We start from the raw sequence: 14687 nt of genomic DNA, 5'->3' as shown, positions 1-14687 counted from the left end.
CCCGGCGGACGGCTCGGCGGTCAGCGCCTCGCGCAACCGCCGCAGCACCGCGGAGAGCAGCCGGGAGACCTGCATCTGGCTGATGCCCAGTTCCGCGGCGATCTGGGACTGGGTGGCGTCGGCGAAGAACCGCAGCGCCAGGATGCGGCGGTCCCGGTCGGGCAGTTCCGCCAGCGCCGGGCCGAGGGAGGCGAGGTCGTCCACCACGGAGACCGCGTCGCCGGAGGCCACCAGGGTGTCGCCGACGGTCGTGTCGTCGTCGGCGCCCAGCCGTGCGTCCAGGGACACCGCGGAGTAGGCCGCCGCCGCGCACCGGGCCTCGCGGACCTCGTGCACGGAGGTCCCCAGCCGGTGGGCCAGGGCCTCCTCGTCGGCCCCGGCCGCGTTCTCCTGCTCCATCTCCCGTTCCACCGAGCGCAACCGGGACCGCAGTTCCTGCAGGCGCCGCGGCGGGCGGACGTCCCAGCCGTGGTCGCGGAAGTGCCGGCGGATCTCACCGGTGATCGTCGGGGTCGCGTACGCGGCGAACGAGGCGCCGGCGCCGGGGTGGTAACCCCGGGCGGCCTTGACCAGGCCCAGGAACGCGACCTGCACGAGGTCGTCCCAGGACTCGCCGCGGTTGCGGTAGCGCGAGGCCAGCCCCCGCGCCAGGTCCAGGTGCTCCACGACCAGGTCCTCGACGGCCCAGGTGGTGGTCTCGATCGACGCTGCCGCGGCAACGTCGACGTCGGGAACTAGAGCGGTCACGGAACCCTCCGCATCTGTTCGTGCTCGGTGGCCAGGCGATCTGCTGCACCCGCGGGCCACAGTCGAGCACCGACACCCCCGGTCGGCAACCGCAGCCGGGAGGGGTCCGCGCGCAGGGCTCAGGAACCGGCCGGCACGACCTCCAGCAGTTCGAGCAGGTGCACGAACGCCTGTGCGAAGGGGCGCCCGCGCACCCGCTCGCGCACCTCGTCCCAGTCGACGGCCTCGCGGATGCTGCGCACCACCCGCAGGCCCGGCGCGAAGTCGCAGGTGTGCTCGTCGAACGCGCACAGCTTGTGCACCACGACGTCGGTCGCGCCGATCACGGGCATCTCCACCGACAGCACCTCGTGCCGGCCGGCGCGCGAGAACAGGTCGTCGTCGACCGGCACGCCGCCGCCGCGGTGCAGCAGGTCGACCTCCACCCCGTCGCTGAGGACCTTGAACAGCCAGTCCTCCGGCGGGCTGAGCACCTCGAACCCGGCGCCGCGGAAGTGCTCGCGCACGCGCTCGGCGTCGCCGGCGCGCAGGTCGAAGTCGACGTCGTGGACGGGTTCGGGAGCACCGTGCACCCACGCCGCGTACCCGCCGGCCAGGGCGAACGGGACCCCGGCGCGCTTGAGCTCCGCGGCGACCCGCACCAGCGCGGTGCGCCGCTGCTCGATCGTCGTGGCGGTCGCGTTGACGCCCGCGTCCACCTCCCCGTCCCCGACGCCGTGGCTGCCCGCGTTCTCCACCGTGCCTCCCCTGCCCTCGTGGCGCACCCTGGAGGGGTGCGAGTGGCGACCTTCAACATCCTGCACGGCAGATCCCTCGAGGACGACCGGGTGGACGTCGCCCGCTACGCGGACGCGATCGCCTCCCTCGACGCGGACGTGGTGGCCCTGCAGGAGGTGGACCGCTCGCAGGAGCGCTCGGCGCGCGCGGACCTGACGGCGGTGGCCGCCGGGGCGCTGGGCGCCGGCGAGCACCGGTTCGTCGCGGCGCTGTCGGGAACACCCGGGGCGACGTGGATGGCGGCCACCGGGGCGGAGCAGCCCGACGAGGCCGCCTACGGCATCGCCCTGCTGTCGCGGCTGCCGGTGCGCTCGTGGGAGGTGGTGCGGCTGCCGTCGGTGCCGTGCACGGTGCCGGTGGTCTTCCCCGGCCGGCGCCGCCCGGAGCTGGTGCGCGACGAACCGCGGGTGGCGGTCGTCGCCGTCGTGGAGGACCCCGCGACGGGGCGCTGCCTGACGGTGGCCGGCACCCACCTGTCGTTCATCCCCGGCTGGAACACCTGGCAGCTGCGGCGCCTGGTGCGCACGCTGCGCCGCTGCCCCGCCCCGGTGGTGCTCATGGGGGACCTCAACCTGGAGGCGGAGGCGGTGCGGCGCAGCACCGGGATGCGCTCGCTGGTGCGGGCCGACACCTTCCCCGCGCACGACCCGCAGCGCCAGCTGGACCACGTGCTGGTGGGTGGTGACGGCGCCCGTCCGCTGCGCGTGCGCGGCGCCGGGGCCCGGCGCCTGCCGCTGTCGGACCACCTGGCGCTGACGGTGGACCTGGGCTGAGGGCCCGCGAGCACCGCGGGGCCCGATCGCGCGGGAGCGCTCAACCCCCCGCCCGCGAGCGCCGATGGAGCCAGGACGCCGATGGGCAGCGGAGACGGAGGGTGACGTGAGCACCAGCACGGACAGCGCGCTCGCACCTGCCTCCGGGCACCTCCCCGAGCACGCCCCGGGCCTGGACCCGGCGCTGGACCCGGCGCTGGACCCGGCGCTGGACCCCGAGGTCGTGGCGGCCGTCCGCCTGGTGGCCGCCGTGGCGGGGCTGCCCCGCCGGGACGTCGAGCTGCTGACCGGGGACGAGCCGTGCGCGCTGGAGCCCGGTGCGTCCTGCACGTGCGCGCGCGTGCCGGTGGTGGGGACGTGGGGGGCGCCGCTGGGTGCCCTGTGCCTGCACGGCGCGCACCCGGACACGGCGACCCTGGCCCGCCTGGAGGACGTGGCGCTGCTGCTGGTGCCGGCGCTGGAGCGGCGGACCGGCGCCGGGACGTCCCGCGACGCGCTGGACGCCGAGGAGCAGCGCACGCTGGCGGAGCTGGTCATGGCGGAGGTCGAGCAGCGCCGGGAGCTGACCGAGGCGGTGCTGGCCACGGTGGACGTGGGCATCCTCGTCGCCGACCCCGACGGCCGGCTGCAGCTGGGCAACGACACGGCCATCGACTGGCTCGGGCAGCCGGTCCGGGACGACCTGGACCCCGAGGACCAGCCGGCCCACTACGGCCTCTACCAGGCGGACGGGCGCACCCTGCTCACCGCGGAGGACTCCCCCCTGCAGCGCGCGCTGCGCGGGGAGGAGGTCGTGGACGCCGAGGTGGTGGTGGTGCCGTTCGGGCGCCCCGCCCGCACGGTGCTGTGCACGGCCCGCACGATGAGCACCGCGACCGGCAACCTGCTGGGCGCGGTGCTGGCGATGCACGACGTGACGGCCGCCCGCGCCCGCGAGGCGGCGCTGGCCGAGGCGCACGCGCAGCTGGCCGAGCACGCCGAGCAGGTCGAGGCCCTGGCGCGGGCCTCGCGCGCGGTGGCCACGGCCGAGGACCCGCGCGAGGCGGTGTGCGAGGCGGTGCGCGACCTGGCGGGCGCGGACGCCGTGTACCTGCTGCAGCCGGACGGGCCCGGCGTCCTGGTGCCCACCGCGACGGCGGGGGCGGCCATCGCGCCGACCACCCGCGTGGACGTCACCGCCCGCACCGGCCTGACCGCGACGGCCTTCCTGGACGGCGAGCAGGTCTTCGCGCCCGACGTCGCCGCGGACCCGGGCACCGACCAGGGGCTGGCGCGCTCGGCGCGCGCGGCCTCGGCGGTGTGGCAGCCGGTGCTGCTGCGCGACGACGAGCCGATCGGCGTGCTCAGCGTGGTGTGGCACCGGCGCGTGGCGGTGCTGCCGGCGGGGCTGGCCGCCCTGCTGCGCACGTTCGCCGGGGAGGCGGCCCACGCGGTGGAGCGCGCGGACCTGCTGGCGCGGCTGGCACGGGCCGCGGAACGCGACGCCCTGACCGGTCTGGCGAACCGCCGCCGCTGGGACGAGACGGCGCCGCGGGAGATCGCCCGGGCCCAGCGCACGGCGGTCCCGCTGACGTTCGCGCTCATCGACCTGGACCACTTCAAGCGCTACAACGACACGTTCGGCCACCTGGAGGGCGACGCGCTGCTGCGCGAGTTCGCCGACCTGGCGGGTTCCTGCCTGCGGGAGGTGGACACGCTGGCCCGCTGGGGCGGGGAGGAGTTCGTGCTGGCCCTGCCCGGGTGCACCGCCGCGGAGGCGGTGCAGGTGGCCGACCGGATCCGCGCGGTGGTGCCGCGCGGGCAGAGCGCGACCGTGGGAGTGGCCCAGTGGGTGCCGGGCGCGTCGGCGGCCGAGGTGCTGGCGCGCGCCGACGAGGCGCTGTACCGCGGCAAGCACGCGGGCCGGAACACCACGGTCGTCGCGGCGCCGGCCGCGCCCGGGGCGGACCTACACGCGCGTCCAGAGCCGGGCGACGAGCTCGCGCGGGTCCCGCACCGTGGTGGGGGTGGGCCGCGGTTCGCGGGGCGGGACGCCGGTGGCGCTGGCGGGCAGGTCCTGCAGGAGCGCGGTGGCCAGGTCGAACAGCTTGACGTTGTGCGCCTGCGAGACCCGTGACAGCTGCTGGAAGGCGGTGTCCTCGTCGCAGCGGGCCACCGCCATGACCGCCCCCTTGGCCATGTCGATGACGGGCCGGCGGGTCAGGGCGACGCGCAGCTGCTCGACCTCGGTGCGCAGCTGCTCGACCTCGGCGTGCTCCCCGGGGCGCTCCGGCGCGAGTTCGGCCCGGGGCGGGGCCGCGGGCTCGGTGCGGTGCTCGCGCGGCAGCGCGCTGTCCTGCATGGGGACCTCCGTACGACGTCTCCCGGGCACACGTCCGCGCCGGGCCGGCGCACGGCGAGGTCTGGGCCACGCGCCTGTCCGCATCCTAGACGTCGCGCACAGTGACGGGCGCGGTGGTCCGCGGCCCCTCAGCCGAGGTGCGGCCCCAGCAGCGACAGGTCCGCCGCGGACAGCCGGTCCTTCGCGGTGGCCGCCTGGTGCCAGTGCGGGTAGCGCAGCGGCACCGCGCTGACCTCGTCCAGGCGGCGGCGCTCGTCGTCGGCGAGCACCAGGTCGGCCGCGGCCAGGTCGTCGCGCAACTGCTCCTCGGTGCGCGCGCCGATCACCAGGGAGGTCACACCGGGCCGGCCCAGCAGCCAGGCCAGCGCCACCTGCGCGGCGGAGACGCCGTGCGCCTCGCCGACCTCGACGAGGACCTCCACGACGTCGTACAGCTTGCCCTCGTCGTGCACGGGCGGCTCGCTCCACTCGGTCAGGTGCCGCGAGCCCTCCGGCGCCGAGCGGTCGCGGCGGTACTTGCCCGACAGCAGCCCGCCGGCCAGCGGGCTCCACACGAGGATGCCGAGGTCCTGGTCCAGCGTCAGCGGGACGAGCTCGTCCTCGGCGTCGCGGGCCTGCAGCGTGTAGTGGATCTGCTGGGACACGTAGCGCTGGTACCCGCGGGCGTCGGCGACGGCCAGGGCCTTCATCAGCTGCCAGCCGGAGTGGTTGGAGGCACCGACGTAGCGCACCTTGCCGCTGCGCACCAGGGTGTCCAGCGCCTCCAGCGTCTCCTCCAGCGGTGTCTGACCGTCCCACTCGTGGATCTGGAACAGGTCGACGTGCTCGGTGCGCAGCCGGCGCAGGCTGCGCTCCACCGAGCGCACCAGGTGGTGGCGGGAGGCGCCGCCGTCGTTGGGGCCCGGGCCGGTGACCATGCGGGCCTTGGTGGCGACGAGGACGTCGTCGCGCCGGCCCTGCAGCACCTCGCCGAGGATCTCCTCGCTGACGCCGTCGGAGTAGATGTCCGCGGTGTCGAAGAGGTTCACCCCCGCCTCGAGCGCGATGTCCACCTGGCGGCGGGCCTGCGCCACGTCGGTGTTCCCGACGTTCGCGAAGGCGCCCTGCCCACCGAACGTCATCGTGCCCATGGTGATCGTCGAGACGCGCAGCCCCGACCGTCCGAGTCGACGGTGCTCCATGCCCGCGACCCTACGCGCGCCCCTCCCGCTGCGCTCGCGCCCGCCACGCCTCCTCGATCGCGGCGGGGCGCTGCTGCGCGGCACGGACCCGGTCGACGTCCAGCTTCTGCGAGCGGTCGAAGGAGTAGACGCCGTTCTGCTCCTGGAAGACGTCGGTGAGCTGCGTGTAGCAGTAGCCGAACATCAGCGGGTCGCCCAGGAGGACGCCGGTCAGCCCGGCGAAGCGCTCGTGGAACTCCTCCTCGCTGCGCGGCGCCTGCCCGTAGCCCCAGGACGACTCCGCACCGCGGTCCACGGAGGAGTCGCTGGCCTCGGCGTCCGGGCGCCACCAGATGCCGCCGAACTCGCTGCAGAACCACGGCTGACCGCCGTAGGGCAGCGACCACTCCTGGCCGTCGGGGCCGCGGTTGGTGTGCGGGGCGCCCTGCGCCAGGCCGCCGACCTCCCGGGCGAACTCCGCGGGGTCCTGGGTGTAGTCGTGGCTGTCCCACACGTCGGACTCGGCGACCCGGTGCGAGTACCCGGAGGCGTCCAGGACGGGGCGGGAGGTGTCCATCGCCTTCGCCGCGAGGAACATCGCCCGGGTGACGTCGTCCAGCACGGTGATCCTGTCGGTGAGGCGCTGGTAGGTCTCGTTCAGCCCGCACCAGCCGATGAGCGAGGGGTGCGAGTGGTCGCGCTCGAGGGCCTCGAGCCACTGCGTGACGAAGGACGCGGTGGGCCGCTGGAACTCGCGGTCCAGCTCGGTGCCGCGCTCGGCGGCACCCCAGTCGCCGAACTCCCCCCAGCACAGGTACCCGAGGCGGTCGGCGTGGAAGAGGAACCGCTCCTCGAAGACCTTCTGGTGCAGCCGGGCGCCGTTGAAGCCGGCGGCCAGCGACAGCTCGATGTCGCGCACCAGCGCCTCGTCGCTGGGTGCGGTCATCAGCCCGTCGGGCCAGTAGCCCTGGTCCAGCACCAGGCGCTGGAACACCGGACGGCCGTTGAGCAGCACCGCCTCGCCGTCGATGGACACCGAGCGCAGGCCCGCGTAGGTGTCCACCGCGTCGACCTCGGCGCCGCCCGCGTCCAGCAGCGCGATGCGCACGTCGTACAGGTGCGGGTCCCGCGGTTCCCACAGCCGGACCCGGTCCTCGGGCAGGGCCAGCACCAGGCGCGGGGACAGGTCCAGGTCGGCGCGCACGGTGGCGGTGAGCACCTCGCCGTCCGCATCGGAGACGGTGGCGCGCAGCGTCCAGCCGGCGCGGTCCCCGGCGCTGCCGGTGCCGGATCGGCGCAGCGGCTGCTCCAGGTGGAGCGCGCAGCCGGCGACGTCCGGGGTGATCCGCGGCCGCGCGAGGGAGACGTCGGGCACCGGTTCGAGCCACACCGTCTGCCAGATGCCGGTGGTGCGGGTGTAGAAGCACTCGTAGGCGTCGTAGCGGGTGGACTGCTTGCCGCGCGCCTGCGGGCCCCACCGGCTGTCGCGGGCGCGGACCACGACGCTCACCCGGCCGCTGCGGTGCCCGAGGTCGACCGTGAAGGGGGTGAACCCGCCGCGGTGGCGGGCCAGTTCCTCGCCGTCCACCCACACGGTCGCGTCGTGGTCGACGGCACCGAAGTGCAGCAGCGTGCGCCGCCCCGCCCACTGCGCCGGCAGCTCGACCTCGCGGCGGTACCAGACGGCCGGCAGGAAGTCCGTGACCCGCACCCCCGACAGTTCCGACTCCGGGGCGAACGGCACGGTGATCGTGCCGGTGAGCGGCCGCTCCAGCAGGCCGCGCTCCAGACCGGAGTCGCCGGCGTCCACCTCGAACTCCCAGCGGCCGTTCAGGCAGAGCCAGTCCGGGCGGCGCACGGAGGGCCGCGGGTGCTCGGGCCGGGGGACGTCCCGGGGGTGGTCGGTCGGGCCGGGTGCCTGGGGCACGGGTGCCTCCTCGTCGAGGGCTGGATCACGGGCAGCATGCCGCCGCCGTCACGGTTCGGGCAACACCCCCCGGAGCCCTGACATCGTTGCAGGTCGGTGCTAGCGTCCGGCAGCACCAGCGGGGACATCGGAGTCCCCGCCCGGTCGAGGGACGGACGGCGTGACCAGTTCTCCACCTGCACCACGGCGCCGGGCGATGACCCGGCGCTCCCTCCTGCACGGCGGTCTCGCCGCCGGCGGCCTCGGGCTGGCCGCGACGGCCTCCGGGTGCGGGACGCCCTTCGCGGCAGGTGTCGCAGGCACCCAGCTCGCACCCGGCACCGTGACCTTCTGGAACCTCTTCGGCGGCGGCGACGGCGCCCGGCTGCAGCTCATGCTGGAGCAGTACGCGCAGCAGCACGGCGGCTCGGACGCGCTGCAGGCGGCGACGTTCGCCTGGGGCAACCCGTACTACACGAAGGTCTCCCTGGCCACGCTCGGCGACAAGCCCCCGGACGTGGCCGTGTCCCACGCGACGCGGGCGACGAACCTCGCGCGCGCCGGGCTGCTCACCGAGATCACCGATGAGATGCTGGCCTCGGTGGGGCTCTCGTCGACCGACTTCACGCCCAAGGTGTGGGAGTCCACCGTCCTGGACGGCAAGGCCTACGCGATCCCGCTGGACACCCACCCGTTCGTCCTCTTCTACAACAAGACGGTCTGCCGCGACGCGGGCCTGCTCGACGCGGACGACCAACTGGTGCCCATCCAGGGCACCGAGCAGTGGGAGGCCGCCCTGACGGCGGCGAAGGAGGTCACCGGGGCCTACGGCGCGAGCGTCGCGACGGTCAGCGAGACGGCGACGCCCTGGCGCTTCTTCCAGACGCTGTACTCCCAGCGCAACGGCAGCACCCCCTTCCTCTCCGACGGCGGGACGGAACTCACGTTCGACGAGGCGCTCGTCGCGGACACGCTGGCGTACCTGCAGGGCCTGACCGGCAGCGGCCTGATGCCGCAGGCGACGGACTACGCCGGCTCGCAGACGCTCATGTTCACCGGGCAGTCGGCGTTCTACCTGCAGGGCGAGTGGGAGATCACCACCGCGCAGAGCGTCGAAGGGCTGGAGTTCGGGATGGTCCCCGTCCCCACCCTGTTCGACCAGCCGGCCTGCCAGGCCGACTCCCACGCATTCGTCCTGCCCACGATGGAGCGCACCCCGGACCAGCTCGAGCGGGCGATGGGCTTCGTGAAGTCCATGCTCGACCAGAGCCTGGCCTGGGCGGAGGGCGGGCACGTCCCGGCCTACCTGCCCGCGCTGCGCAGCCCCGAGTACGCCGCGATGGAGCCGCAGTCCGACTACGCGGAAGCCGCCGACTACGCCGTCTACGACGCCCCGGCGTGGTACTCCGGCTCAGGGTCGAACTTCGAGAACATCGTCGGGGCCCAGATCGGCCTGGTCATGCAGGGCATCGCCAGCCCCGAGCAGGCCATCGCCAGCATGCGCTCGCAGCTGGGCACCTACGCCAGGACGGCGGACCCGCTGTCATGAGCCCCGCACCGCAGACCCGCTCGCGCCGACAGGAGAGCCGCTCGTGAGTGCACCGACCATCACGCAACCCGGAGTGGCCGCCTCGCAGTCGCTGAGGAAGGACCGGATGCGCGCGGGCGACACCAAGCCCGCCTGGCTGTTCATCGCCCCCTTCGCCCTGTTCTACGTGCTGTTCCTCATCTGGCCGACCGTCTACATGGTCGTCGCCAGCTTCTTCAACACCAGCATCGTCCAGGAGGGGTTCGGCTCCTTCGCCGGCTTCGGGAACTACCAGGAGATGCTGACCCGGCCGGAGTTCTGGTCGGCGATGTGGCACACCCTGCAGTTCACGATCTACACGACGCCGCCGCTGGTCATCCTCGCCTTCCTGTTCGCCATCCTCGCCAACCGGGTGCGCAGGGGGCAGGCGCTCTTCCGCCTGGCCTTCTTCGTCCCGTTCATCCTGCCGTCCGCCGCCATCGCGCTGATCTGGAACTTCATCTACACCCCGGCCAGCGGCCTGCTGGCGGTGGTCCAGGGGTGGTTCGGCGTGGACGCCCCCTCGCCCGTGCTGGGCACGCCGAGCATCGCCATGGTCGGCATCGCCGTCACCACCGTGTGGTGGACGATCGGGTTCAACTTCATCCTCTACCTCGCCGGCCTGCAGGACATCCCGCGGGAGCTGTACGAGGCGGCCGCCCTGGACGGCGCCACGCCGTGGCAGCAGATCCGGTGGATCACCATCCCCATGCTCAGCCGCACGACGACCCTGGTCGTCCTGCTGCAGATCATCGCCAGCCTGAAGATCTTCGACCAGGTCTACCTCATGACCGGCGGCGGCCCCGGAATCGCCACGGAGGTCGCCCTGGGCCTGATCACCACGTCGGCGTTCACCGACTTCCGGGTGGGGGCCGCCTCGGCCGCCTCGGTGCTGCTGTTCATCGTCATCGTGATCATCGCAGTGCTGCGGCAGCTCATCGACCGCGCGCAGGAGAGGAGGGCCTGACATGGCGACCACCGGAACGAGCAGCACGCCGCGCCGCACCCCCGGGATCTCGGCCGCGGCTCCGCCGCCGCGGCGGGTGACGGACTCGTCGAAGAACAGCAGCCGCGCCTTCAACATCGTCTGCGGCGTCGTCCTGGGCGTCTTCGCGGTCCTGTGGCTGATCCCCAGCCTGTGGGCGATCAAGACGTCGCTGACCCCGAACAGCGTGTCCGCGGTCGGCGCCGAGGAGATCCTCCGCCACGGCGGCCTGACCCTCGAGCCCTACGCCAACATCCTGCGCGGCGGCGCCATCTGGGACTGGTACCTGGCCAGCTTCTTCACCGCCGCGGTCACCACCGCGCTGACCGTCGTGTTCGCGTCGATGAGCGGGTACGCCCTGTCCAGGCTGCAGTTCCGCGGGCGGGGACTGGTCTTCGTCCTCATGCTGGCCGGCATCATGATCCCGAACCAGGTGCTGGTGGTGCCGATCTTCCAGATGCTCGACGCGGCCTCGCTGCTCAACACCTACTGGGCGGTCATCCTCCCGCAGATCCCGTACGTCATCGCGGTGTTCGTCTTCAAGCAGTTCTTCGACGGCCTGCCCAAGGAGCTGGAGGAGTCCGCTCGCATCGACGGCGCGGGCTTCTGGCGCATCTACCGCTCCATCATCATGCCGCTGTCCAAGCCGGTCATCTCCGCAATGGCGATCCTGGCGTTCGTCAACGTCTGGAACAACCTGCTGCTGCCGCTGTTCGTGGTCTCCAACCCGGAGCTGATGACCATCCCGGTCGGCCTGGCGACGGTGCAGGGCTCGTTCGGCCAGCGGTACTCCGACATCCAGGCGTCGTCCATCCTGGGCGCCCTGCCGCTGGTGATCCTGTTCCTGCTCTTCCAGCGCCGCATCGTCGAGGGCGTCGCCGGGACCGGCCTGAAGGGCTGAACGGGTACCGCTCACGAGGCACCCACCAGGAGACCCCCGGCCGCCCGGCCGGGGGTCTCCCGCTGCTCAGCCGGGGGTGTTCCGGCGCCACCCCAGCGCCGGCCCGAGCCGGGTCGCGGTGTCGGTGAGGATCTGCACGTAGTCCTCGTGGGCGAAGCCGAACGGCAGGGCGAACACCACTTCGCGCACCTCCCGGTACCCCGGGTGCGCGCGCAGCGCGGCGGCGATCTCCTCGCTGCCGCCCAGCAGGTCCGGGGCGAACAGCAACCGGGCCGGCCCCTGCGGTTCCCGGGTGCGCGGGGTGCGCGCGGCCACGTAGGCGGCGTAGCGCTCCCGCTGCGCGCGGCTCGCACCGTCGGTGGGGATCACCACCAGGCCCTGCGAGGCGCGGGCCGCCGCGCCGGCCGGGTGCGCGGCGCGGAACTCCCGCAGCTGGGTGCGCTGCAGCTCCCCGAAGTCCCACGGCCCGTCCCCCTCGGCCTTCACGACGCTGGAGGTCAGCAGGTTCAGCCCGTTCCGACCCGCCCAGCGCGCCGAGGCCAGGCTCGAGGCCCCGTACCAGAGGCGCTGCGCCAGCCCCGGCGAGTGCGGCTGCACCCGCTCGGAGTACGTCTCGGTGCCCTCGGTGCCGTGGAAGGAGCTGGCGCCCTCGCCGCGCAGCAGGCGCTGCAGCCGCAGCGCCCGCTCGTGGCCGAAGTCCTCGGCGTCCGCGGTGCCCGGGTACAGCGCGTCGCGCACGTGCTCCAGGTGGATCGGCGGTCCCACGCTGACGCCGGGCTCCAGCCGGCCACCGGACAGGACGTCCACGGTCGCCAGGTCCTCCGCCAGGCGCAGCGGGTTCTCCCACCCCAGCGGCGTCACCGCGGTTCCCAGCCGGATGCGCCGGGTGCGCTGGGACGCGGCGGCCAGCACCGCCACCGGGGAGGAGATGCCGTGCTGCAGGTGGCGGTGGCGCACCCACGCGCTGTCGAAGCCCAGCCGCTCCCCCAGCTCGATCACCTCCAGGGTGCCGTGGTGGCCCGGACCGGGGTCGGCGGGGTCGAACGAGCCGATGGTGAGGAACCCCATCCGCTCCAGCGGCTCTCCTTCGCGCGGCACGCGCTCCTCCTCGTCTGCGGCACGGGTCCCGACCGGGCGTCCCCGCCCGGCATCCTCACCCGCGCGGGCGTCCCCCGCGCGCCCGGCCCCTCACCCGTTCAGGCCGTGGGCGCGCAGCACCCCCGGCAGTGCGTCAGCCGGGACCCCGCGGCCGTCCGGGCGCGGCCAGTGCACGACGACCTCGTCGAAACCGGCCGCGGCCAGGCGCTCGGTGAACTCGCCGTACCGCTCGAGCACGCCCGTCTCGTCCCGGCCCACCAGGGCCAGGCGGCGCAGCGCGCGCTCGGGGGCGATGGCGCGGCGGGTCCGCTCGAACCGCTCGGCGGCCTCGACGTACCCGGCGGTGACGGCGTCGGGCCCGGCGGCGGACGGGTTCCCGTAGGTGACCCACGCGCTCGCGGTGCGGGCGGCGAACGCCATCCCGCGCGGCCCGGCGGCGGCGACGGTGAGCGGCACCCCGCCCGGCTGCGCGGGCCCGGGGACCGTGCGGGCGTCGTGCGCGGTGTAGTGCTCGCCGCTCGCGTCGGTGACCCGCTGCGCCAGCAACCGGGTCAGCAGCGTCGCCCACTCCTCGAACCGCCGCTGCCGCTGCCCCGGCGTCAGCGGCGGGGCACCGAGCACGGCGGCGTCGTGGGCGGACGTGCCGGCCCCCACGCCCAGCTCGAAGCGCCCGCCGCACACGTGGTCCAGCGTCATCACCTCGGAGGCGAACGTGACCGGGTGGCGGAAGTTCGGGGACGCCACGAGGGTGCCCAGCCGCACGGTGCTCGTGGCGGCGCCCGCGGCGGCCAGCAGCGGCACGGCGTTGAACCAGGGCCCCTCGCGCATGTCCCGCCAGGACAGGTGGTCGTAGGTCCAGGCGGTGCGCAGCCCGGCGGCCTCCACCTCCCGCACGGCGGCGGTGAACTCCGCGGGCGCGTGGTCGTTGAGGACGACGGCGGACAGGGCCGGGGTCACGGTGCCTCCACGGGCTCGGGCGTGGCCCCAGTGTCCTCGGCGGCATCGGCTGGGGCGACCGGTCCACCCAGCGCGGCCCGCAGCACGTCCTCGGCGTGCGACCAGAGCAGGGACCCGCCGGCACCGGCGACGACGCGGTGACGGGCGCCGGGGACCCGTGCGGCCAGGGTGGCGCCCAGGTCGGGCGAGTGGGTGGCGTCCAGATCGCCGTGCCACACCTCCACGGGGACGTCGATCGCCTCGAGGGGCAGGTCCCACCGGCGCACGGCCAGCAGGGTGTCGCGCGCGTACGCGTCCGCCCCCTGCCGGAAGCCGTCGTCGAGGACGCGCCGGAACCAGGCGCGGAAGCTCTCCCGGCCGTAGGTGGCGGCGTCGGCGGGGGCGACGCCGCCGAGGACCAGCTCGAACATCGAGGCCGCGGTGAACCCGGCGAAGGTGTCGCGCGCCCGCGCGAGGTCGCGGCCGGCCAGCTCGACCAGGGCGGCGAAGCCCGGCGGCAGCGCCGCTCGGAACGCCGGGCGGGCGACCTCGTCGGCCGGGGAGACGAGGACCAGGCGGTCGACCACCCCCGCCGCAGCGGCGGCCAGCCCGAAGGGGGCGCCCTGGGAGTGCGCCAGGCAGGGCACGGGCCCGGGACCGAGGCGGGCGACGAGTTCGCGCAGGTCCTCGGCGACGCTCGCGAACGTCGCCGACGGGCACGGGTCGGACGCCCCGAGGCCGGGACGATCCACGGTGACCAGCCGGACGCCGAGACGGCGCAGCGGCGCGTCGCCCGGGGTGACGAGGCGGCCGGACGCGGCACCGGGCACCAGCAGGACGGGACGACCGCCCGGGTCGCCGTGCACGGCGTGGGCGAGGACCCGCCCGTCGCGCAGGCGCATGCGACCGGTCGCCGGGACGCCGGGGTCGAAGTCCGTGTGCACGCCGGGGACCGTAGCGGCACCCCCGGGGCGAACCGCAGCGGTTTTCAGCGCCTGGGCGGTGCGCCGTGGTGGTCACCGCGCACGGCGCCACCACCGGCGGCGCACCACCGGTCCCGGTGCCTCCTGCACCGGGGCGGGAGCGGGCCGTGCGCGTCCCCACCGCTCGCGCACCTCGGCGGCGTCCAGCAGCGCGACGACCACCAGCGGGCCGTCGGCGGGGCGCCGGTAGAGCTCGCGCACCCGGTCGTTGAAGTCGGCGACGACGGCGTCGACCTCCGCGGCCGAGCGCAGCTCGCCCAGGTCCCGCAGCAGGACCTCCCGCTCGCGGCGCAGCGCGAGCGCCGGCGGCAGCATCGCCGAGACGTCGAAGCCCTCGCGGCGCGCCTTGTCGGCGGCCCACTCCTCCGCGGAGAACGGGCGGTCGAGGTTCCGCAGCGGCTGACCGGAACCGCGCAGGCCGTCGAACTCACCGCGCTCGGCGGCCTCGCGCACCTGCCGCTCGACCCAGCTCTCGAAGGAGCGGCCGGCGGGTTTCCGGCTCGTCACCCCCGC

General features: G+C 74.7%; 12 protein-coding genes and 2 pseudogenes. 5 read left to right on the top strand and 9 right to left on the bottom strand.

Features of this window, described 5'->3' with window-relative positions; translation table 11 throughout:
* Window positions 1-33: 33 nt before the first annotated feature.
* Both ACRYR9_RS02915 and ACRYR9_RS02910 read right to left on the bottom strand, forming a co-directional pair.
* Window positions 34-747: pseudogene (locus tag ACRYR9_RS02915) on the bottom strand (sigma-70 family RNA polymerase sigma factor); the annotation flags it as partial.
* Window positions 748-866: 119 nt separating this feature from the next.
* Window positions 867-1484 (bottom strand): nucleotidyltransferase, encoded by a 618-nt coding sequence (locus tag ACRYR9_RS02910; RefSeq protein ID WP_432492069.1) that lies wholly within the window; start codon window positions 1482-1484, stop codon window positions 867-869.
* A gap of 36 nt (window positions 1485-1520) precedes the next feature.
* Here ACRYR9_RS02910 and ACRYR9_RS02905 point away from each other — a divergent pair, with 36 nt between their 5' ends.
* Both ACRYR9_RS02905 and ACRYR9_RS02900 read left to right on the top strand, forming a co-directional pair.
* Window positions 1521-2297 (top strand): endonuclease/exonuclease/phosphatase family protein, encoded by a 777-nt coding sequence (locus ACRYR9_RS02905; protein WP_432492071.1) that lies wholly within the window; start codon window positions 1521-1523, stop codon window positions 2295-2297.
* Window positions 2298-2361: 64 nt separating this feature from the next.
* Window positions 2362-4209 (top strand): annotated as a pseudogene (locus tag ACRYR9_RS02900) (GGDEF domain-containing protein); the annotation flags it as partial.
* A 36-nt stretch (window positions 4210-4245) separates the two neighbouring features.
* Here ACRYR9_RS02900 and ACRYR9_RS02895 read toward each other — a convergent pair.
* The 3 genes from ACRYR9_RS02895 to ACRYR9_RS02885 all read right to left on the bottom strand — a co-directional run bounded on the left by ACRYR9_RS02895 (window position 4246) and on the right by ACRYR9_RS02885 (window position 7725).
* The gene (locus tag ACRYR9_RS02895) at window positions 4246-4638 is read right to left on the bottom strand and encodes an ANTAR domain-containing protein (protein ID WP_432492073.1); all 393 of its coding nucleotides are present in this window, start codon (window positions 4636-4638) and stop codon (window positions 4246-4248) included.
* 128 nt (window positions 4639-4766) lie between these two features.
* A complete protein-coding gene (locus ACRYR9_RS02890; RefSeq protein WP_432492075.1) occupies window positions 4767-5819 on the bottom strand; it encodes an aldo/keto reductase in 1053 nt (350 codons plus the stop codon).
* Window positions 5820-5829: 10 nt separating this feature from the next.
* The gene (locus tag ACRYR9_RS02885) at window positions 5830-7725 is read right to left on the bottom strand and encodes a glycoside hydrolase family 2 protein (RefSeq protein WP_432492077.1); all 1896 of its coding nucleotides are present in this window, start codon (window positions 7723-7725) and stop codon (window positions 5830-5832) included.
* A gap of 196 nt (window positions 7726-7921) precedes the next feature.
* Here ACRYR9_RS02885 and ACRYR9_RS02880 point away from each other — a divergent pair, with 196 nt between their 5' ends.
* The 3 genes from ACRYR9_RS02880 to ACRYR9_RS02870 are packed head-to-tail and all read left to right on the top strand — an operon-like array spanning window position 7922 to window position 11157.
* Window positions 7922-9253, top strand: coding sequence for an extracellular solute-binding protein (locus ACRYR9_RS02880; RefSeq protein WP_432492079.1), 1332 nt, complete (start codon window positions 7922-7924; stop codon window positions 9251-9253).
* Between the two features lie 43 nt (window positions 9254-9296).
* Window positions 9297-10238, top strand: coding sequence for a carbohydrate ABC transporter permease (locus ACRYR9_RS02875; protein ID WP_432492081.1), 942 nt, complete (start codon window positions 9297-9299; stop codon window positions 10236-10238).
* Between the two features lies 1 nt (window position 10239).
* Window positions 10240-11157, top strand: a complete 918-nt coding sequence (locus ACRYR9_RS02870) for a carbohydrate ABC transporter permease (RefSeq protein WP_432492083.1) — start codon at window positions 10240-10242, stop codon at window positions 11155-11157.
* Window positions 11158-11223: 66 nt separating this feature from the next.
* Here ACRYR9_RS02870 and ACRYR9_RS02865 read toward each other — a convergent pair whose 3' ends face one another.
* The 4 genes from ACRYR9_RS02865 to ACRYR9_RS02850 form a co-directional block, all read right to left on the bottom strand.
* Window positions 11224-12225 (bottom strand): LLM class flavin-dependent oxidoreductase, encoded by a 1002-nt coding sequence (locus ACRYR9_RS02865; RefSeq protein WP_432492169.1) that lies wholly within the window; start codon window positions 12223-12225, stop codon window positions 11224-11226.
* A 120-nt stretch (window positions 12226-12345) separates the two neighbouring features.
* Window positions 12346-13212 (bottom strand): LLM class flavin-dependent oxidoreductase, encoded by an 867-nt coding sequence (locus ACRYR9_RS02860; protein ID WP_432492085.1) that lies wholly within the window; start codon window positions 13210-13212, stop codon window positions 12346-12348.
* The gene (locus tag ACRYR9_RS02855; RefSeq protein ID WP_432492087.1) at window positions 13209-14135 is read right to left on the bottom strand and encodes an alpha/beta fold hydrolase; all 927 of its coding nucleotides are present in this window, start codon (window positions 14133-14135) and stop codon (window positions 13209-13211) included. The genes ACRYR9_RS02860 and ACRYR9_RS02855 overlap by 4 nt, the downstream gene beginning before the upstream one ends.
* 72 nt (window positions 14136-14207) lie before the next feature.
* Window positions 14208-14681, bottom strand: coding sequence for a DnaJ family domain-containing protein (locus ACRYR9_RS02850; protein ID WP_432492089.1), 474 nt, complete (start codon window positions 14679-14681; stop codon window positions 14208-14210).
* Between the last annotated feature and the right edge of the window lie 6 nt (window positions 14682-14687).

Origin of the sequence: Kineococcus auxinigenes (assembly GCF_050871525.1) — a bacterium.
Classification (GTDB): domain Bacteria; phylum Actinomycetota; class Actinomycetes; order Actinomycetales; family Kineococcaceae; genus Kineococcus.
Note: the sequence above shows the minus strand (reverse complement) of the source record. Positions and strands in the feature narration are given on the sequence as shown.

Excerpts from the sequence above, each read along its gene's own strand:
- ACRYR9_RS02895 (WP_432492073.1), bottom strand. The coding sequence starts at position 4,638 with ATGCAGGACAGCGCGCTGCCGCGCGAGCACCGCACCGAGCCCGCGGCC.
- ACRYR9_RS02890 (WP_432492075.1), bottom strand. The coding sequence starts at position 5,819 with ATGGAGCACCGTCGACTCGGACGGTCGGGGCTGCGCGTCTCGACGATC.
- ACRYR9_RS02880 (WP_432492079.1), top strand. The coding sequence starts at position 7,922 with ATGACCCGGCGCTCCCTCCTGCACGGCGGTCTCGCCGCCGGCGGCCTC.
- ACRYR9_RS02870 (WP_432492083.1), top strand. The coding sequence starts at position 10,240 with ATGGCGACCACCGGAACGAGCAGCACGCCGCGCCGCACCCCCGGGATC.
- ACRYR9_RS02865 (WP_432492169.1), bottom strand. The coding sequence starts at position 12,225 with ATGGGGTTCCTCACCATCGGCTCGTTCGACCCCGCCGACCCCGGTCCG.